A 17,993-nucleotide genomic window follows, 5' to 3' on the forward strand; every position below is an offset into this window, starting at 1 on the left:
CCACCCCGCGCCCCCTCCGCACCCCGCGCTCCGGCCGGCTGCCCCGAGGTCCCGGCCCTCACCGCCGGCGTCCGCCGCGCCGCAGCGACTCCCTCGCACGCACCGTACGGGGATGTTCGGCCCCGAGTACCTGGATGAACCCTTCGAGGACGGCACGCAGTTCGGCCTCGGCCTCGGCGACGGAACCCCTGGAGTGCAGAGCGGCCGCACGGTTCGACCGGCTGGACAACGTCGACGGATGCAGGGGACCCCGCAACCGTGTGAACCCGGCGGAAACGGCCCGCAGTTCGGCCTCGGCCTCCTCGTAACGGCCGAGCGCGTGCAACACCACGCCCAGGTTGCCCCGGCTCGTCAGCGTCGAGGAATGGTCGTCGCCCAGCACGCGACGGAAACCGTCGAGGACGGCCCGCAGCTCCGCCTCGGCCTGCACCGTCCTGTCCAGCGACAGCAGCAGCGCCGCGAGATAGTTGCGGCTCGTGAGCGTCGAGGGGTGGTCGGGGCCGACGACCCGGGAGAACGCCTCGACCACGGCGCGGTGTTCCTTCTCCGCCTCCGGTGCCCTGCCCAGGGCCTGCAGGACGACTGCCAGATTCGACCGGCTGGTGAGAGTCGAGGGGTGGTCGGGGCCGAGCACCCTGGCGAAGTTGTCGACCACGGCCCGGTGTTCCTTCTCCGCCTCGTCCACCTTGCCCTGGGCGTGCAGGACCACCGCCAGGTTCTCCCGGCTGGTGAGTGTCGACGGGTGGTCGGGCCCCAGCACGCGCGCGTAGCCCTCGTACACCGAACGGTGCATCTCCTCCGCCTCGTCCAGTCGCTCCACGGCATGGAGCACCAGGGTGGGGCTGCCGCGGCTCGTCAGGGCGTCGGGATGGTCCGGATCGAACACCCGAGTACTGGTGTCCAGCACGGTCTGGTGCTCGGCCTCGGCGTCCTCCAGCCGGCCCAGCGACCTGAGCACCGCGGCCGTGTTAGGCGTGCCGGCGGTCAGTTCGGCCTCCGCGGTCTCGAGCAGCCGCTGGTAGGCCATCAGCACGGCGCAGTGCTCGGCCTCGGCCTCGGCCACCTGACCGAGATCGTGCAGGACGAAGGCGTGATTGTTGCGGTTGGTGAGGGTGGCGGGATGGTTGTCGCCGAGGTCGCGCATCCGTACGGCGCTGACGATGCGGTGCTGTGCCTCGGCCTCCTCCAGCCGGTCCAGATCACGCAGCACCAGGGCCAGATTGTTCCGGCTCACCAAGGTGGCGGGATCCTCCAGTCCGAGCACGCGTTCCCTGGCTTCGAGGACGGCCCGGTGCTCGCACTCCGCCTCGTGCAGTCTGCCCAGTACCCGCAGCACCGCCGCGTAGTTCCCTCGGCTAGTGAGCGTGTCGGGGTCGTCCTCCCCGAGCGAGGCGATCCGGGCGTTGCGCACTCCCTCGTACGCGCTCAGCGCGATGGCGTACCTGCCGTGCGCGCGGGCGATGGTGCCGATGCGCATGGAATCCGCGGCGTCCGCGAAACGCAGGGCCGCCACGAGCACCGTGTCGGTGACCGGAGAGGCGGCCGTGCGGATCGTCTCGTCCACGAGATAGTCGTAGACGTCGAAGGAGTCGGTGCCCACCGGGGTGAGCAGGGCGGTGGTCGTGCGGACCTCGTTCGCCCACTCCCAGGCCTGCGCCGGGGCCTCACCCGGGACGGGAGTGCCGCCTCGTCGGGGAAGGTAGTGGACGGCCAGTTCCTCCAGCGCGGCGCGCGGCAGGGGAGCGGTCACGCCGGCCCTGCGGTAGTCGACCGCGGCGGAGACCAGAGCGGCACCGAGCACGTGGTCACCGCCGTCGCGCGCGGCATGCCACAGGTGCAGGAGCTCCGGCCCGGCCGACAGGTACTCCGCGATGCCGAACCGGTCGGCGTGGTCGAGCGCGGCGGTGATGCGGGGATCCCAGGTGCGGGTTGCCGCACGGCCACGTTCGGCCAGCGAGAACATCCGGGGCAGGTCGATGCGATGGGCCAGCGCGAGCGCGTCCAGCACTTCGCGGTTCAGTGGGCGCGAACCGTTGTCCGTGCGCAGATAGGTGTTCAGTTCGGAGGCCCTGATGGTGGCCAGCACGACGCGGTGCTGCCCCTTGGTGTCGAGGAACCTGGTGATCAGGTTTCTCGACAGGCCGCCGTCGCCGAGGAACCGCTCCAGGTCGTCGAGCCAGAGCACCGCGCGAGGCGTGCCGTTCGTCTGCTCGATCGCGTAGGGGAGTGCCGTGCGCGCCTGGGGTGCGATGAGAGTGTGCTGAGGAAGCGTCGCGGTGAGCGCCTCGTACGCGGCGCGCGACTTCCCCGCCGTCGAATCACCGACGATCAGGACGAACGCGCCGGCGGCCGCGAGGTGTTCCCGTAACTCGTCGTCGATGTCACGGGGCACGTACGGAGGCTGGCCGGTGGACGTTCGGCCGGTTGTGCGGCGCGCCGCGTGCACACCGAGCCACGTCGGCTCGACGACGTCCCGGACGAGCGGCAGTTCGCCCTGGGTGGTCAGACACCCGTCGCGCACGAAGGTCGCGTTCTCCAGATCCTTCTGGAACCTTTGCAGCAGACTGTCCTTGAAGAATCCGGCGAACACGCCGACCACGGCCGCCAGTCCGGCGGCACTGGCCGCGACGGCCGGGGACTTGAGCTGGGCGGCGGCGAAGACACCGGGGAGCGACACCGCGACGGCTGCGCCCGTGGCCAGCAAAACGGGCCTAATGTTCTTGGCCATATTCCCCCGTACCGGAACCGGCGATCGATGTCCTGCGTACGACGCAATCCGTACGACTAAATCATCGTCAGGCCCTCGTGCCTAGGCACGCAAGAGAAACGACTCTCGTCGTCCCGGCACTTCTGTCGCGCTGTCCTCACGAGGAATCAGTTGTCCGCCGAGGCGCGGAGGAATGCTGAAATCGGGAGAGTCGTGGCCAATGATTCTGGCCAATTCTCCGTCCGAAACGCCTCCGTGGAACTGGGTGTCTCACGAGGACAAAAGTGCGGCGCCGATGATGAGCCGTCACTGTGGTGGGTGCTTCACCTCACGATGCAGACACGCGCTCGCGCGCGCGACCTACCGCAGGCTGTCGTGCCGACTTGCCCGAGTCGGAAAGCCGGAACACTCCAGAAAGGACCCTCGTGCACCGAGTTCCCACCTGCATCCTGAGCAACGCCGCTCCACCCGCAGTCAGTAACGGCCATGCCGTCGACCGCTTCGTCGAAATCGGCTCTCTCACCAAGGTCATCACCGGCACCGCTCTGACCCGCATGGCCGAGGGCGGGCTGCTCGCGCTCGAAGACCCCCTCGAGCGGTGGCTTCCGGCGACTCCCGGAACGGGGATCACACTGCTCCACCTTGCCCAGCACACGTCCGGCCTGCCGCGTCTGCCGCCTCGCCTCCCGCGCCGGAACCCGTACGCGACGTTCGACCGTCGTACCGCTCACCAGTTGCTGAACCGGCTCGACACCGTCGTCACCCGCCCACCCGGTCGGCATGAGGAGTACTCCAACCTCGGTTACGCCTTCCTCGGTGAAGCCCTGACCACTGCGGCCGGCACCACCTATGAGGAGTTGGTGACCGAGTACGTCCTGCGCCCGCTGGCCATAACAGAGGTGACCGCGAGCCCGGACCCGGGCCGCCGCCTACTGGCCCGAGGCCGCTTGGGAAGAGTTCGCAAACCCTGGACCATGGACGGCGCGATCCTGCCCGCAGGGGGCCTGTGGGCCACCCCTCGCGCGGCCGCCGAACTGGTCGAACGAATCCTGGTCGAACGCAGGTTGGGGGAGCCCGCGCCATCCTGGCAAACGGCGGGCCCGCTGCGCTGGCACAACGGCGCGACGCGCGACGCCTCCCTGTTCACGGGAGCGATGGACGACGGTCGCTGGGTCGTGATCCACCGCCTCGGTGGAACACCCGAGGACACGGACCAGGCCGGCATCGAGGTATTGAGGCGAAGCTGAGGGCGGCCCCGATGGTGGGACCGCCCTCACGCGCGCCGTAACCGGTCCGGTGCGGCCGTGCAGCGGTGGGCCCGTCGGTGGACGGGCCCGCCGGGTCCGGGGTGACCGTGACCTGTGGAACCGCTGTCGGTCACCACCGCAATGGTCGCGGCACCCGGACCTCGAGCCGAACAGCCCCGGCGGGATGAGAGGGGCTTGCGGGGAGGAACGTGTCGTCGGAGCCGCGGGACGGGGTCACTGGCGGATCCGCAGGCGGTCTCGCCACGAGGTGCGGTCGGCTTCGGCGTCGACCGATTCCGGGGCCTGGTGAGCGGGGGCAGGTTCCGGGAAGTACGCGCTGTCCTTGGGACGGTTCCGGTCCGTGGCCGAACGGGGGCGTGGGGCGGGCTCGAGGTGGGGGATGTGCTTGGAGCAGTGGACGTAGGCTTCCTCGACGGTGAGGTGCACCCACAGGTGAGGTTGGCGGCCGGGCGCGGGGTCGGTCGGCAGATGGGGGTACCACGTGCGGAGCTCGTGGTCCGTGTACAGCCTGACCGTGCCGTTCACGTGCAGCCCTATGTGGTCATGGGTGAAGTCCATGAACAGCATGCCGAGGTGGGGGTTCTCGGTCATGTTGCCCGCACTGGCCAGGACACCGTTGCCCCGGTATTCGGGGTAGGTCAGAGAGCGCTCGTCGGGGGAGACGCAGAAGCCCGGCGGTCCGGAGCGGAAACTGGCGTCGCAGGCTCCCCCGGAGTCCGCGGTCGACAGGAACACCATGTTCTGCCGGGCTATGAACTCCCGCATCGCGGGGGTCAGATAGGGGTGCACCTGACGGTCGTAGAAGGCGGCCGCCCGGTCGGTGGTGCCGAGCTGCTGCTGCAGCAGTCGTTCTCCGGAAGAGCCGGGCGTCTCGGGGCCGTTCACAGCTGGTCCGTCTCCTCGTCGGGCGGGGGCGGCCCCAACGGGGCCGTCAGCACGGGGGTGTCCCAAGGGTCGTAGTGGATGTGACGAGACGGGACACCGTGGCGCCGCAGGGCCTGCACGGCTTCGCCCAGCATTTGCGGGGGGCCGCACAGGTACGCCTCATGCCGGTACCAGGGGCCGAATTCCGCCAGTACCTCGGGCAGCGTGCCCTCCAGTCCCACGATGCGCTCGTGGGAGACCGCCGCCCGGACGCGCAGCCAGTGGTAGCGCTGGGACATACGCAGCATGTCATCGAGTCCGTACAGTTCGTCCGCCGTCCTGGCGCCGATGAACAGACTGACTTGCCGTGCGTCACCGATGCCGTCCCGGGCCGCTTCCTCGATCAGGGCGCGAATCGGAGCGAGGCCGGTGCCGCCGGCCACGAAGAGCAGGTCCCGTTGGGGGGTCGGACGCAGGACCATGTCGCCTTCCGGCGGACCGAGCCTGACAGGGTCTCCCGGTCGAGCTTGGTGAACGAGCGCGTTGCTGACCTTTCCTCCCGGTACGGCACGTACGTGGAAGGTCAGCTCGGAATCGGGCCGTGGGGCGTGCGCGGGGGAGTACTGGCGCCACAGTCTCGGTGCCCACGGCGTTTCGATGCTCACGTACTGGCCCGCCACGAACGGGTACGGCAGCTGTGGCCGGACGGTGATCTCGGCGATTCCGTGTCCGCGGTGCACGTGCCCGACGATGTGCGCGTCCCACACGGCCGGGCGGTCCCGGGCGTCCTCCTCGGCGGCCCGGGCCATCACGTCCGCGGCAGCGGTGTAGGCACGCTGCCATGCCGCCGCCAGCGCCGGGCTCCATGCCGGGCCCGCGAAGTGGGAGAGGGCCAGCAGCAGGCATTCGCCGACGGCCGGGTAGTGGGCGCTCTGTGTGCCGAACTTGCGGTGGCCGCGCCCCAGGCGGGAGCAGAACGCCACGAGGTTGTCGGTGTCGTCGACCAGTTCCACGATGCGCAGCAGGGCGCGCACCAGACGTTCCCGCTGGACGTCGAGATCGGCCGGAAACAGATTCCTGACCTGGGGGTAACGCGCGAACAGGATGCTGTAGAAGTGCGCTGCCAGCTCGGCGACATGAGGAGAGACGACAGCGAGGCTGGCCCGCACCAGCGCGACGTCCTCAGCACTGACAGGGGGCTGGGCGGCTGCGATGGGACCGGGTGCGGCAGGGAAGGCCGGGCGGGTTGTGGCGGTGCTCCATCCGTCCGCCGGCCCGGGCGGTCTGACGGGGTGCGAGGTGCGTTGCATGAACTCGAACCTGCCCGTCACCGTCCGTCCCAGACGTGTTCCGCTGCCGAAGCGGCGTGAACCCGGAGACAGGGCACTTGTTCCGAGGCCGGAACTCCTCCACTCCCGTCGCTCGCTCGTTTCCGCACGCTGAGCGGGACATCCGGCCTGGGCGGGTTGCGGCGCTCACTTCGGGTACCTGCCGGCGCCTGGCGATGTCGACCCGACGGCGTCCTCGCCGGGGACGTCTGTCCGAGGGCAGAGGCAAGGGCAGGGACCGGGGCGCGGGCGGGGACGACCGCCGGGGACTCTGCCGCTGGTGCCGTGGGATGGCTTTCGGTATGGAGCCCACCACCAGGCGGCATGGGTGCGAGATGGGTGACGCCAGTGCGCCGGCGAGCGCTGTGTATGGAACTCACGTGCCTTCTTCTCTCCACGTCGGCACCCGCGACAGGAGCGGGGCGACGTCGTCGGACGCTGGACCGTAACCGCCGAGAGCCCCACGTATGCGTGAGCAGGTGCCTACGCAGGCAGCCCGGCTGCCTGGGACGGGCAACCGTCAGGCGCCCGTCACCCTAGCGTTCGAAGGAGCCGACGTATGACCCAGGAGGGTGCGGCAAGAAAACAGGCACGGGGCTACCGGACGGTAGGAGGTCGCCCGCGACGCTCCGCACAGACAGGCGGGGCATGCGGGCGGGAGCCCGCATGCCCCGCCCGATCACGGGCCGACTGCACCGGAAACGGGCAGCCCTCGCCCCGAGGGTGCCGGCGCCGAGCGAGCGCCGCCTCCGAGGTCAGCCCGCGATATCGAAGAAGCGGACGTCTGTCACGCACTGGGCGATGGCGAGGACTCGGGAGCCGGGCTGCCGCCGGGCGAGCCTCCGCCTTCGTTGCTCGCGGTGGGGTCCACGGCCATCGTGATGGAGCCGAGGACACCTTGCTCGATCCCCCGGCGGTCGTAGACGAGCCGGAGCAGGCCGCCTTGTGTGCCGGTCCCCGGGTAGAGCATGTCCTCGTCGAGGGTGACCCGGGCCACGGTGTTCGCCGCGTAGGGGGCGATGCCCTCGGTGGCCTTCACCGCGTTCTCCGCGAAGTAGAACTGTCCGGTATGGCAGGTACGCCCGCCGGTGTAGCCGGTGGAGGTCCGGCTGCCGCCGGTGTGCACCTTGGTGTGGATGTGGACGGCACGGCCGGTGTACCAGCCGGGGAAGACGGTCCGGAAGGTGACGAAGCCCTGATGATCCGTCATCTGGATGCCGCGCAGCCAGGTGAGGTCGTCCGTGGGCGTGGCATGGCCTCCGCCACCACCGCCCGGGGGCGGCCCCGTCGGCGTGCCGGAGGGCGGAGGGCTCGGCGGCCGGCCGGTAGGAGTCCCGCCGCCTCCGTTGCCGTTCCCGGTGTAGCCGGAGTAGACGCCGGATGCGTCGCAGTGCCAGATTTCGATGGCCGAGTTGCGGATGGGCCTGCAGGTGACGGCGTCCACGGCGCGGAGGCGGAGGAGAAGCGGTATGCCGGTGCGGTCCTCCACGACGTTCTTCCGGAAGAGCTCGTAGTCGATGTAGTAGGGACCTTCGATCTGCTCGGTGGTCAGTCGCATGCACGCACCGGCGGCCAGGGCGTTGGCCTCCGCCGCGTCGAGAGTGCCGAGGTCGGTGGCGGTGTCGCCGGTGGAGGCGTTGGCGGCGGTGGCGATCCCGGCAAGGGCGACGGCTCCGGCCCCGCCCAGGGCAAGCATGCGGCGGCGTGACAAGACTTGTGAGACGACGGCGTTGTCGGGCTCATCGAGAGGTGGATTGGTCATGGCCGCGACAGTAGGAAGGCCGGCTGTGAGAGCGATGTGAATCAGCGACCTGATCCGGTCAACCTCCGAACGGTCCTCGCCGCGGCCTGTCGGCGGGCGAGGATTCCCAGTTCGGCTGAGCGGCAGGCCGCGCGGGTGGGCCGACAACCGGGGAGGACCTCGATGACCGGAACATCTTCGACCGCGTGCGTCGGATCGCTGGCCCAGGGAACCTGTGCTCCAGATGGAAGAAGGAATGTCCGGAACGGTCGTCCCGGCGGTGCGGGCCGCTGACGCGATGGTGTGCCGGGGTGCCGTCCGATCCGTACCGATGAAAGGGGCGAAGTGGTGAGTACTTCCGAGGAGAAGGACACCGCGCAGGTCGACGAGGAGACGAAGGAGCGGTCCGCGGAGCAGCGGAACATCACCGCGCCCACCCCGCCGGACGTGCGCGCCAAGGGCGAGGACGACGACACCGCCCCGCCGGCCGCCGAGGGGGAAGCCCCCTGAGGCGCGGACCCCGAGGAACCGCCGGCGGGCGTGCCGCCCACGATCTCGCACGGCGCGGACCCCGGGTACTCGGAGCGAGACGGCCTAATCCATCCGGCCGAGCAGGTCCCGCGCGCGCCGTACGTCCCGCAGCCGCTGTTCGTACGTCGCGCCGACGGCGAGCAGCAGCACTCCGGCGAGTGCGGGAGGCACCCAGCGGGGGAGGAGGCCGGTGATCTGCATCAGGTAGGGGGCCAGCTCGTGCAGCGCGTCCAGCACGAGCACCCCGCCGCCGAGCAGCAGCGGTGCCCGCAGCCGGTGCCGGGCGCCCACCAGCGTGACGAGCAGCGCCGCCGCGCCCAGCAGCAACGGGCGGGTGGCGTGGACGTCGGTCCAGGCGGCCGCGAGGCTCGGGATGAGCGCGGTGGCCAGACCGGGGCCGTACGCCGTCCACGACGACGCCTGCGGGTCACGACGCCGCCGTAGCGCGCCCATCACGAGCGCCGGGACGGACAACGGCACCATGTACGCCTCCGGCGCCGTGACGCCCCAGGCCGCCAGGCGCACCCAGGCGGCCAGTGCGAACAGCGCGGTGGCCGCGTACGCGGCGGGGCGGCGGTCGGCGCGCAGGGCCGTCCCGGCGACGATCGTCCCGGACAGGGACAGCGCCAGGGAGAGCATCGCCGGATCGCCGACCGTCAGCGCGAGCGCCAGGAGACCGGCGGCCGTGCCCGTCACCTCGGCCGTGACGGTCGTCCGCGCGTCGGCGTTTCGTGCGGCGCACAGCGCCGCCACCGCCGGGGCCACGAGTACGAGGAGCGCGGTGTGCTGCGGTGCCCAGCCCGCCGCGGCGCCCACGGCGCACGCCCAGGCGGCGCCGTACCCGAGCGCGGCCGGGACGGTGACCGTGGTCAGCCGCTGCTTGAGGGAGACGGCCGCGAAGAGTGCCGTCAGAGCGGTGAGCACTCCCACGGTCGCGGATCGCGTCGGCAGCGAGAGGAACGCGAGCGAGAGGGAGGTGAGGAGGGCGAGCACCAACGCCGGGAGCGGGCCGGTGCCTTCCGTCGAGCGGGGCCGTGCCGCCACCGCGAGCAGGGCCGCCGTCGCCAGCACCTCCACCACGAGCGACGCCGGGTAGGGCAGGTCCGTCACCACCGGGAGGAGCATGAGCGCGGACCACCCGAGCACGAGCACGCCCGTCAGCGCCTTGGGCCGCCACGCCGCGGTGCGGACCGCGAGTGCGAGGACGGTGGCGACGGCCGCAAGGACCAGCGGCGCCGACTGCGACTGCGGCAGCCACGGCGCCCCCACCGTCACGGCCTCACGGGCACCGGCCGGTGCCCCCGACCACACCCGTGCCGCCCAGCCGGCCGGCCCCAGCAGCGTCAGCGCGAGCAGGGGCAGCGCCCACAGCACCGCCAGGCCCTGCACGGCGGCGGAGGCGAGGGCGAGACCGCGCCGCACCGGCTCGAGGAGACGCTTGACCCGTACCGCCGCCAGCAGCGCGACACCGAAGGCGAGATGGGCTGGAACGGCCCAGGTGGACGGCAGCGCCGGGTGGACGATGCCGCCGAGCGCGGTGACGGCGAGCAGACCGGCCGCGAGGGACAGCCCGACGGCGTGCCCCGCGGCACGATCCCGCCATGCCGCCGTCAGCGCGACACCGGCCGCGAACAGCAGCAGCGCGGCCGCCCGGGTCGCGGCGCCCGGACCGCCGGCCGTCCACGACAGCCAGCCCGCGCTCAGCGCGCCCCACACCCCCATGCCGTACGCGCCGGCCGTGGCGGTGATCCGCACCGGCCCGGCCGGAGCGCGCAGCGCCACCGTCGTGTCGCCCATGGCCGTCAGAAGCAGCGCGCCGGTGATCCCGTACTGCCCCGCGCCGGCTGCCACCGCCCACAGCAGCAGCGGCAGTTGGGCGACGGTCACCGCGGCCGGAAGAGGCAGCCGCAGCGACCTCAGACGCGGCAGGAACCCGTATCCCGTCCATACGGCGGTCAGCACCGCCGACGCTCCGGCCGTGTACGCCGTGGCGTCCATGCCGGTGAGGGCGACCGCGTACAGCGCGTAGGCGTCGAGCACCGTGAGCGCCAGCGCGAGCCCCGCCACCGCCTCGGCCGTCGAGCGCAGGCCACGACCCAGCAGCGGCAGCGGAGCGGCCAGGGTGGCCACCGTGACCGCGCCCAGCACCAGCGCACGTCCGGCGATCCCCAGATGCCCCCAGCTGACCAGCGTGAACGCGATGGCGGCGATGGTCAGCAGCAGGCCGCCCAAGAGCAGCAGCACATTCTGCACACGCGGTGCGGTGGTCTCGGGGGTTTGCGGCGAGGGTGTGGCCGCGGGCGGCACCGGACCGGGCTGCGGGAACGACGAAAGCCGGCCGACCAACCAGGCGCGGCGCGCCAGCAACTGGACGCGACGAGCGTCCAGTTGCCACAACTCGGTGTCGATGAGCCGCAATTCCTCGGCCGGTGGCGGAACATGTGTCATGGTTCGGAGTGTGGTCCCTGCCACCTCGTGGAACATGAGCGCGCCTACTCAGAAGGTACTCAGGTCCGGGGGAGGAGCCCCGTGGGGCGAGCGCACTCGGCTCACGGACGGGACGCGTCGCGCTACCGCCTGCTCGGCCCCCGGCCCCCGGCCTCAGCCCCGCTCGCCGGCCACCGCCTTGGTGCGGGTGCGCCCCAGGCGGAGGGCGGAGACGAGGAAGAAGACGCCGCCGACGAAGGCGTAGCCGGCCAGGTCGCTCAAGGAGGCGCCGTCCTCGCCCGCCTGGGCGATGAACGAGGCGCCGGCGAGGGTGGAGAGGGAGCCGCTGGCGATCATCGCCCACTGGCCGCCGAGTCGGCGTCGGGCGGCGCCGACGATGACCTGGACGATGCCCGCCGTGACGGCCCAGGCACCCCAGACCCGCAGGACGGCGGGGATGCCGGAGGCCGCGGCGATGGCGAGACCGATGGCGGTGAGGGTGCTGAGCGCGATGTTCACGTGAAGACCACGCACCGGCCGCCCGTTCACCTGGGCGGACCTGATGTCGATGACCGCACACGCCACGTCGAACAGGGGATAGATCACCAGCAGTGCGGCAGTGAACGCGCCCAGGGTGTCGGCGGTCGAGAACAGCAGGGCTGCCCACACAGCGGCGAACACGAAGCGCGTGAGGTACAGCCTGCGCAGGGCTGCGGGAGCGCTGGTGGCGGGGGTACCGGCAAGGGTGTCCATGGGAGGTTCCTCTCACTGAAGGCGTGCGTATCCCCGACGAGGGGGAGAACGTTCGGTCTCTTTCGGTATCCAAGAGGGCGAGAGTGGCGCCTGTCAAGACCGAACGTTCTCCCTCACGGGTGGGGTAGTCTGGCCGCATGAGCGAGGGATCAGGGGGCGGGAGCACGTCGGCGGCGCGGGCGCGGCTGCTCGGCACGGCGACCAAAATCTTCTACGCGGAGGGAATCCACTCCGTCGGCGTCGACCGGATCATCGCGGAGGCGCAGGTCACCCGTGCCACGCTGTACCGGCACTTCGCCGGCAAGGAAGAACTCGTCCTCGCCTACCTCGATCAGGCCGACCGGGGAATCCGGGCCGGGGTCGAGGCCGCTCAGGCGGGCGAGCGGTCGGCAGCGGACAAGGTCCGGGCGGTCGGCCGGTTCATCACCGAAGGCATCCAGGGCCCCGGGTTCCGCGGCTGCGCCTTCCTCAACGCGGTGGCCGAATATCCCGACCCCACGCACCCCATCCACCGAGCCGTGCTGGCCCATCGCCGGTGGTTCCTGGACACCGTGACCGAGTTGCTGGCGCAGGTGGGCGACGCTCCCGCCGACGAAGCCGGACGGCACCTCGTCATGCTCCGGGACGGCGCCATGGCCGCCGGCTGCCTCTTCGACCCGAAACTGATCTCCGAGACCTTCCGGTCGGGCGTCGAAGGCATTCTGCGAGCGCGGGGAGCCTGAGCGCCCTTATTCGATTGCGGTTCCTTCCGCGTGTCCGGTGATATTCGCCCATGAGCAGATTCGCCGAGGTCATCGTGTTGGCCAGTGACGCAGAAGAGATCATGGAACCGCTGACCCGGCCGGACGACAGCCGCGAGTGGGCTGGGCACTTCACCGATATCGGGCACGGCATGTTCGGCGGCTGGGCCATCGAGTTCATACGGCGGAGCCGATGGATCGGACTGCTGCCACACCTCGAGTCGCTGCCCTGGCCATCGCCGCACTCCGTGCAGGTGCTGATCCACGATGAGGAAGACGACTGCTTCGGCCTGTGGATGATGCGTGACGGCCGACTCGTCGAGGTGCCCCTGCCCCGCACCCGGCGGTACTTCTGGCCGGACCACTACACGGGCAAGGTCGATCCCGACTCCCCTGGAATCCTGGTCCACACGGACCGGTCCGGTGGCTTGCTACCAGAGGGCTGACCGGTCGGACCTTGGCCGTCCTCACCGGCCGGATGCATCGTGCGGGTCACCCCGCCGCGCCGTGGTCCAGGGCCTCATCAGGACGGTGTTGTATTCAGATCCACGGGTGAAACCTGCCCCTCACGGTGACAGCAGTCGGCTCCGCGCCGAGGAGGGTGTGCTTTCGGACAGTACTGGCCGGTACGGGCAGTGCGGTGGGTGATCAGGGGCATGATCGCACCCATGTCCCGTGAGAGAGACCCCGGCTGTCTGGTGTGGGAGGTCCAGCTGTACGAGCCGTTCAGCCGTGTGTGGATCTGCAAGGGTTACGGCCGTGCGATCACCGACGCGGACCCGGCCGAGGTGGGCCGTGCGGTCCTGGCCTGCCAGCTCGCCCGGGCTCCGGTCCGCGGTGGGGAAACGTTCAGGGCCGTGGTCCGCACCGGCAGCGGCGGCCCTCTGACCGTCCTGGCGGATGAACTCGCCGACCGGAACTGGACGGCGGATCCCTCGATCTGTCGGCTGCTGCCCGCCTACCTCCGCGACGCCCTCGCCTGACCCTCCGCAAGCAGGCCCGGACGAGTGGGGCCCGGCCAAGACCGAAGGGCCAGGCCGTCCTCAGCGGTTCGCGACGACTTCCAAAGTGATCTCCAGGTGGCGGCCTGTCATGCCCTTGGCCCTTGTGACGCCGAAGGCGTATCTGTCTACCGTGGCGGTGCCGTTGACCGTGATCCGCTTGCCTTCGCCGGCGACGGTGTTGATCGTGACGCGAACCGGCCGCGTCACTCCGCAGACACTCAACTGTCCGCGCAAGGAGGCACCCTGGCCCGATCTCTCCAGGCTCTCGCTCCGGAAGGCGATCTCGGGGTGTCGCGCCACGTCCAGGTAGTCGGGGGACCTGACGTGATCGTCGCGCTGCTGATTGCCCGACTCGAAGCTGGCCGCGTCGATCGCGACTTCCACCGACGACTCCTCCGGAGTCCCGGCAACGGTGATCCGGCCACGACGGACAGCGAACGTCCCACGCACCGGTAGCAGCCCGAACATGGCACGCGTGCCGAACCGGACCGTCGACGCCACCGGATCGATCTCGTAGGTGCCCGCAGGCAAGGACTGCTCTGGAGTTCCGGGCATTGCCATGGGCGCATGGCCTCCGTGTGCTGATGATCGATTCGGATGGACCAGCGTCTCGCACACGGCGGTGGCGCACCAGACCCCGTTGCCTCACCAGCGGTGCCCCGGCATCTGCCCCCGACGGGAGCCGCCCCGGCCGGCCGAGCGCGTAGTGTGACAAGGCAGGGCGAGATGGTGCTCTCGGAGAGCGGCAAGGTCATCGACCTGATCACCGTGGGCATCGACGATCCGCGCCTGTGCTCCGCCATGGGTCTGCCGCAGGGCCATGGCCTGCTGCACACGATGGTGGACGACCGGGAGCCGTTGCGCGTGGCGGACGTGGCCGCGCAGCCTCGCTCGGCCGGCTTCCCGCCCGGGCATCCGGTCATGCGGACGCTGCTGGGCGTTCCGCTCATGGTGCGCGACACGGTCTACGGCGACCTCTACCTCGCCGACAAGCTGGACGGTACGCCCTTCGACGACGACGACCAGGGCCTGCTGACGGCTCTGGCCAGTGCCGCGGGCGTCAGCCTCGAGAACGCCCGCCTGTACGAACAGCTCAGACGCGCCGCCGAGCACTTCCAGCTCCGCATGCTGCCCGTCCTTCCCGACCTGTCGCCGCTCAACGTCGAGGTCCGCTACGAACCCGCGTCCGAACTGCCGAGGCTGGGCGGGGACTGGTACGACGCCATGGTCCTGCCCGACGGCGCCATCTGCGTCGTGGTGGGTGACGTGACCGGCCACGACGTCGAGGCCGCCCCCTTGATGGGACAGGTCCGCAACATGCTGCGGGCGATCGCCCTCGACCGGTGTGGGCCGCCCGGCCTGATCATGTCGAGGCTGGATCACGCGCTGACGATGCTTGCCGACCCTCCCACGGCCACGCTGGTGCTCGGCCGCGTCGAGCGCCGCCGTGGAGAGGGTGGGGAGTACACCTTCGGCTGGAGCAACGCCGGGCATCTGCCGTCGCTGCTGGTCGGCGCGGACGGGAGCCGGTGCTATCTGGCTCCCGCCCGGCACGGGATCCCGGTGGGCATCGATGCGTCCGTCTCCCGGTTCAGCCACGAACACCCCCTCCCACCCGGCGGCACGCTGCTGCTGTTCCCCGACGGGCTGGTCGAGCGCCGCGGCCAGGACATCGACACCGGGCTGGGCGACCTGGCCGAGCAGGCCGCCAGCCTGGCCACCGCACCGCTGGAGGAACTGTGCGACATCCTGATCGGCCGGAGCCGCCAGGTGTTCGACGACGATGTCGCCCTACTGGCTCTGCGTACACCGTCCCTGGTCGGTGAGCAGGACTGAGGCGTGTGCCCGTTCCTGGCCACCGCGGACGACGCGAACGCTGCCGGGTGCTCCGGCGCCCGTTCTCGCGCCGTGTCCGGGGTGCGGATACTCGCGGGCGCGCGCCGTACGCCCGCGCGGAAGGCGCGTGGCCGGGCCGGGACGACGTTCCCTTCGCTCACGTCGCGTCGCCCCCGGCCGGTACGGGGACGGCGGAGGTCATCCGGTGCGGGGTGCGCGCGTCCAGCCTCAATCGCAGCCGGCGCGGGTGGTAGACGGTGGCCAGCGGGACCGGGCGGACGTCCATGCCGGGCTCACAAGTGACCCGCCAGCGGCTGAGGATGGTGGCGAGCCCGAGGGTGGCCTCGGTGCGTGCGTAGAGGTCGCCGATGCACTTGCGGGCGCCGGTGCCGAACGGCACGTAGGCGTGGCGGGAGGCCGGCGCGATGCGGTCCGGGAGCCAGCGGTCGGGGTCGAACTTCCCGGGGTTGTCGAAGGCGTCCTCGAACCGGGCGACCGCGGCGGGGCTGAAGACGACGGTCGAGCCGGTGGGCAGCCGGCGCCCCGCGAGTTCGGTCGGGGAGGTGGTGAGCCGGGTGAACAGCCAGGCCGGCGGGTGCAGTCGCAGCGTCTCGGTGATGATCCGGTCGGCCAGGGAGAGTTTCGGCAGGTCGTCCCACTGCGGGGCGCGGCCGTCGAGGACGGTGTCGATCTCGTCGTAGAGCGCGGCCGCGATCTCCGGGTGCTGGGAGAGGAGGTAGAAGACCCAGGTGAGGGTGCCGGCGACGGTCTCGGTGCCGGCCGCCATGACGGTGATGACCTGGTCGTGGATCTCCTTGTCCCCGAGCCGGCCGCCGTCGTCGTCGCGGGAGGCGATCAGGGCGGCGAGCAGGTCGTCGCGCTCGGTGTCGGAACTGCGGTAGTCGTCGATGAGCCGCTGGGTGGTCTCGTGCAGGAAGTCCAGGTTGCTCCTGTACCGGCGCTGGGAGGGCAGGGGCAGCCGGCGGACCGAGGCCGGCAGGAACATCTGCCGGAACAGGCCGTTGAGGACGACGTCGAAGGAACGTTCCACCTTGGCCGCCATCTCGGGGCTGACGGGTGTGGAGTACAGGGTGCGGCCGACCGTGCGCAGGGCCATGCCGTACATCTCCGGGAAGGCGTCGACGACCATGCCGTCCTCCCAGCGCGACGTCGTGTCCTCGATCTCGGCGTGCATGGCCTCGGCGTACCGCTTGAGCTGGCCGCGGGTGAACGCCGACTGCATCAGCCGGCGCTGGCGGCGGTGGTCGGCGAACGGGCAGGTGACCAGGCCGTTGCCGGCGATGTCACGGGCGCGGTCGTAGAAGACGCCGCCCTTGTCGAAGATGCGGTCGTTGGTCAGGACGTGCCGCAGCAGTTCGGGGTGGGTCGGGACGTAGGCCGTGGTGGGGCCGATCCTGATCTCGACGAGGTCGCCGTGGGCCGACAGCGAGGTCATGAAGTTCACGGGGTGACGCATCATCTGCAGGGCGTGTCCCACGACGGGGAGCGCCCCGGGCGCCGCTCCCGCCGAGAAGGTGGTCTGCTCGGTCATTCGATTCTCAACTTCCCGTCTCTGCTGATCCGTTGACAGCCGTTCCGGTCAGCCCACAGCCGTGCCGCCGCCCACGCCGGCCGGGCGCGGTGCGAGGTGCCGGTGGGCGGTGCCGCTAGCGGGCGGTGCTGCCGAGCTCCTCCAGATACCCCTGGGCACCGGCGGCGAGCGCGAACTCGGCGTCGTAGCGGCCCGAGGAGCGGTGCCAGTCGTAGGAACCGCGGATCACGGTGCGTACGGCGTCGTCGCGGTAGCGCTCCAGAGCCTCGCGCTCGGCACCGTCGAGACGGTAGATGTCGCCGACCCGCGGCAGGCAGGACTCCAGCAGGAGGTACTGCTCCAGGCGGACACGGACCTCGCCCTGGATGTGGGCGACGCTGCGGTCCTTGGACCAGCCGTGCTCCCGGCGCAGGATCATGACCATGTTGTTCTGCTCGCCGCGGGCCTCCTCCTTCTCCAGCGAGGCGATGTCGTTGAGCAGCAGATTGACGTCGACGGCGATCTGGAGCATCGCGGAGAGGACCGCGCTGTCGAAGACCCGGTGCGGCACCTCGAAGCGGCCCGCGCGCTCGGCGAGGTCGACCGTCGGCTGCACCCCGATGGTCTGCCGGCGCACGGCCAGGTACTGGGCGGCGCAGTTGTACGGCGTGTCCCAGAAGCGGCTCTCCGCCTCGTCGACGTAGCCGTCGAAGTAGCTGCGCCAGTGCCGGGCGCTGCGCGCGCACCAGGCGGGTGTCATGCCCTCGCGGGTGCGCCGCCAGATGTCGGCGAAGCCGTGGGCGATGGGGGGCGCGGTGTCGGGGAGGGGGCCGTCCAGCGCCGCCGCGACCGCGTCGGTGAGCTGTTTGGTCTCCTCCGGGTTCTCGCCGCGCGGCCCGTCGAAGAGGTCGTCGAAGAGGAAGAACCACGACATCAGATCGACGCCCAGGTCCAGGTCGGCGCCGGTGGCGTGGGGGTAGAAGCGGGACGCCAGGTCGGCGTAGCCGCCGCGCAGATGACGCTCGGCCGCCGCCTCGGACTTGATCAGCCCGAGCGAGCGCGGCCATATGAGCTGCTCGGCCTCGGCGCGGGCGTGATCCGGGCTCTGCCGGCCCGGCAGGGGTATGTGGAAGTCGACGTCCTGGGGCATGGGGGGAATCCTTAAGGAGTGGGTTACGGAGAAGCGGCGGGCACGGGGAGGCCTTGACGGGAGTGCTGCGCTGGTCAGAAGGGGGATACAGGGAGGCCCTGACGGGAGTGCTG

The 17,993-nt window shown here is 71.0% G+C and carries 15 protein-coding genes; 6 read left to right on the forward strand and 9 right to left on the reverse strand.

Annotated elements, in window-relative coordinates:
• Nucleotides 1-58: 58 nt before the first annotated feature.
• Nucleotides 59-2,728, reverse strand: a complete 2,670-nt coding sequence (locus ABZ478_RS22490) for a tetratricopeptide repeat protein (RefSeq protein WP_359552163.1) — start codon at nt 2,726-2,728, stop codon at nt 59-61.
• A gap of 362 nt (nt 2,729-3,090) precedes the next feature.
• On the opposite strand from ABZ478_RS22490, the gene ABZ478_RS22495 reads away from it, so the two are divergent.
• Nucleotides 3,091-3,954: a serine hydrolase domain-containing protein gene (locus ABZ478_RS22495; protein ID WP_359552164.1), complete on the forward strand. Its 864-nt coding sequence runs from the start codon at nt 3,091-3,093 to the stop codon at nt 3,952-3,954.
• A 234-nt stretch (nt 3,955-4,188) separates the two neighbouring features.
• On the opposite strand, the gene ABZ478_RS22500 is transcribed toward ABZ478_RS22495, so the two are convergent.
• The 3 genes from ABZ478_RS22500 to ABZ478_RS22510 all read right to left on the reverse strand — a co-directional run bounded on the left by ABZ478_RS22500 (nt 4,189) and on the right by ABZ478_RS22510 (nt 7,863).
• Nucleotides 4,189-4,860, reverse strand: coding sequence for a pyridoxamine 5'-phosphate oxidase family protein (locus ABZ478_RS22500; protein ID WP_359552166.1), 672 nt, complete (start codon nt 4,858-4,860; stop codon nt 4,189-4,191).
• A complete protein-coding gene (locus tag ABZ478_RS22505; RefSeq protein WP_359552168.1) occupies nt 4,857-6,008 on the reverse strand; it encodes a globin domain-containing protein in 1,152 nt (383 codons plus the stop codon). Before ABZ478_RS22505 ends, ABZ478_RS22500 begins: the two co-directional genes overlap by 4 nt.
• 946 nt (nt 6,009-6,954) lie before the next feature.
• Complete coding sequence (locus ABZ478_RS22510) at nt 6,955-7,863, reverse strand: intradiol ring-cleavage dioxygenase (protein WP_359552354.1); 909 nt, start codon at nt 7,861-7,863, stop codon at nt 6,955-6,957.
• Between the two features lie 393 nt (nt 7,864-8,256).
• On the opposite strand from ABZ478_RS22510, the gene ABZ478_RS22515 reads away from it, so the two are divergent.
• Nucleotides 8,257-8,418: a hypothetical protein gene (locus ABZ478_RS22515; protein WP_359552169.1), complete on the forward strand. Its 162-nt coding sequence runs from the start codon at nt 8,257-8,259 to the stop codon at nt 8,416-8,418.
• 84 nt (nt 8,419-8,502) lie between these two features.
• Here the strand turns inward: ABZ478_RS22515 and ABZ478_RS22520 are convergent, their stop codons facing one another.
• Together ABZ478_RS22520 and ABZ478_RS22525 are read right to left on the reverse strand one after the other, a co-directional pair.
• Nucleotides 8,503-10,887 carry a hypothetical protein gene (locus tag ABZ478_RS22520; RefSeq protein ID WP_359552171.1) on the reverse strand — a complete coding sequence of 795 codons (2,385 nt, stop codon included), beginning with the start codon at nt 10,885-10,887 and terminating at the stop codon, nt 8,503-8,505.
• Nucleotides 10,888-11,040: 153 nt separating this feature from the next.
• Nucleotides 11,041-11,619: a hypothetical protein gene (locus ABZ478_RS22525; protein WP_359552173.1), complete on the reverse strand. Its 579-nt coding sequence runs from the start codon at nt 11,617-11,619 to the stop codon at nt 11,041-11,043.
• Between the two features lie 137 nt (nt 11,620-11,756).
• Between ABZ478_RS22525 and ABZ478_RS22530 the strand changes: the two genes are divergently transcribed.
• The 3 genes from ABZ478_RS22530 (at nt 11,757) to ABZ478_RS22540 (ending at nt 13,342) form a co-directional block, all read left to right on the forward strand.
• Nucleotides 11,757-12,341, forward strand: a complete 585-nt coding sequence (locus ABZ478_RS22530) for a TetR family transcriptional regulator (protein WP_359552175.1) — start codon at nt 11,757-11,759, stop codon at nt 12,339-12,341.
• A gap of 50 nt (nt 12,342-12,391) precedes the next feature.
• Nucleotides 12,392-12,805, forward strand: coding sequence for a hypothetical protein (locus ABZ478_RS22535; RefSeq protein ID WP_359552176.1), 414 nt, complete (start codon nt 12,392-12,394; stop codon nt 12,803-12,805).
• A gap of 222 nt (nt 12,806-13,027) precedes the next feature.
• The gene (locus ABZ478_RS22540; protein ID WP_359552178.1) at nt 13,028-13,342 is read left to right on the forward strand and encodes a hypothetical protein; all 315 of its coding nucleotides are present in this window, start codon (nt 13,028-13,030) and stop codon (nt 13,340-13,342) included.
• Between the two features lie 60 nt (nt 13,343-13,402).
• Here ABZ478_RS22540 and ABZ478_RS22545 read toward each other — a convergent pair whose 3' ends face one another.
• Entirely contained in the window at nt 13,403-13,924 is a 522-nt protein-coding gene (locus tag ABZ478_RS22545) for a YceI family protein (protein ID WP_359552180.1), read from the reverse strand.
• 165 nt (nt 13,925-14,089) lie between these two features.
• Here ABZ478_RS22545 and ABZ478_RS22550 point away from each other — a divergent pair, with 165 nt between their 5' ends.
• Nucleotides 14,090-15,199, forward strand: coding sequence for a GAF domain-containing SpoIIE family protein phosphatase (locus ABZ478_RS22550; RefSeq protein ID WP_359552182.1), 1,110 nt, complete (start codon nt 14,090-14,092; stop codon nt 15,197-15,199).
• Nucleotides 15,200-15,356: 157 nt separating this feature from the next.
• Here the strand turns inward: ABZ478_RS22550 and ptlI are convergent, their stop codons facing one another.
• The gene (ptlI, locus tag ABZ478_RS22555; RefSeq protein WP_359552184.1) at nt 15,357-16,751 is read right to left on the reverse strand and encodes a pentalenene oxygenase; all 1,395 of its coding nucleotides are present in this window, start codon (nt 16,749-16,751) and stop codon (nt 15,357-15,359) included.
• A gap of 115 nt (nt 16,752-16,866) precedes the next feature.
• Nucleotides 16,867-17,880, reverse strand: coding sequence for a pentalenene synthase (gene ptlA, locus ABZ478_RS22560; protein WP_359552186.1), 1,014 nt, complete (start codon nt 17,878-17,880; stop codon nt 16,867-16,869).
• Between the last annotated feature and the right edge of the window lie 113 nt (nt 17,881-17,993).

Origin of the sequence: Streptomyces sp. NPDC005706, from assembly GCF_040631045.1 — a bacterium.
Taxonomy (GTDB): Bacteria; Actinomycetota; Actinomycetes; order Streptomycetales; family Streptomycetaceae; genus Streptomyces.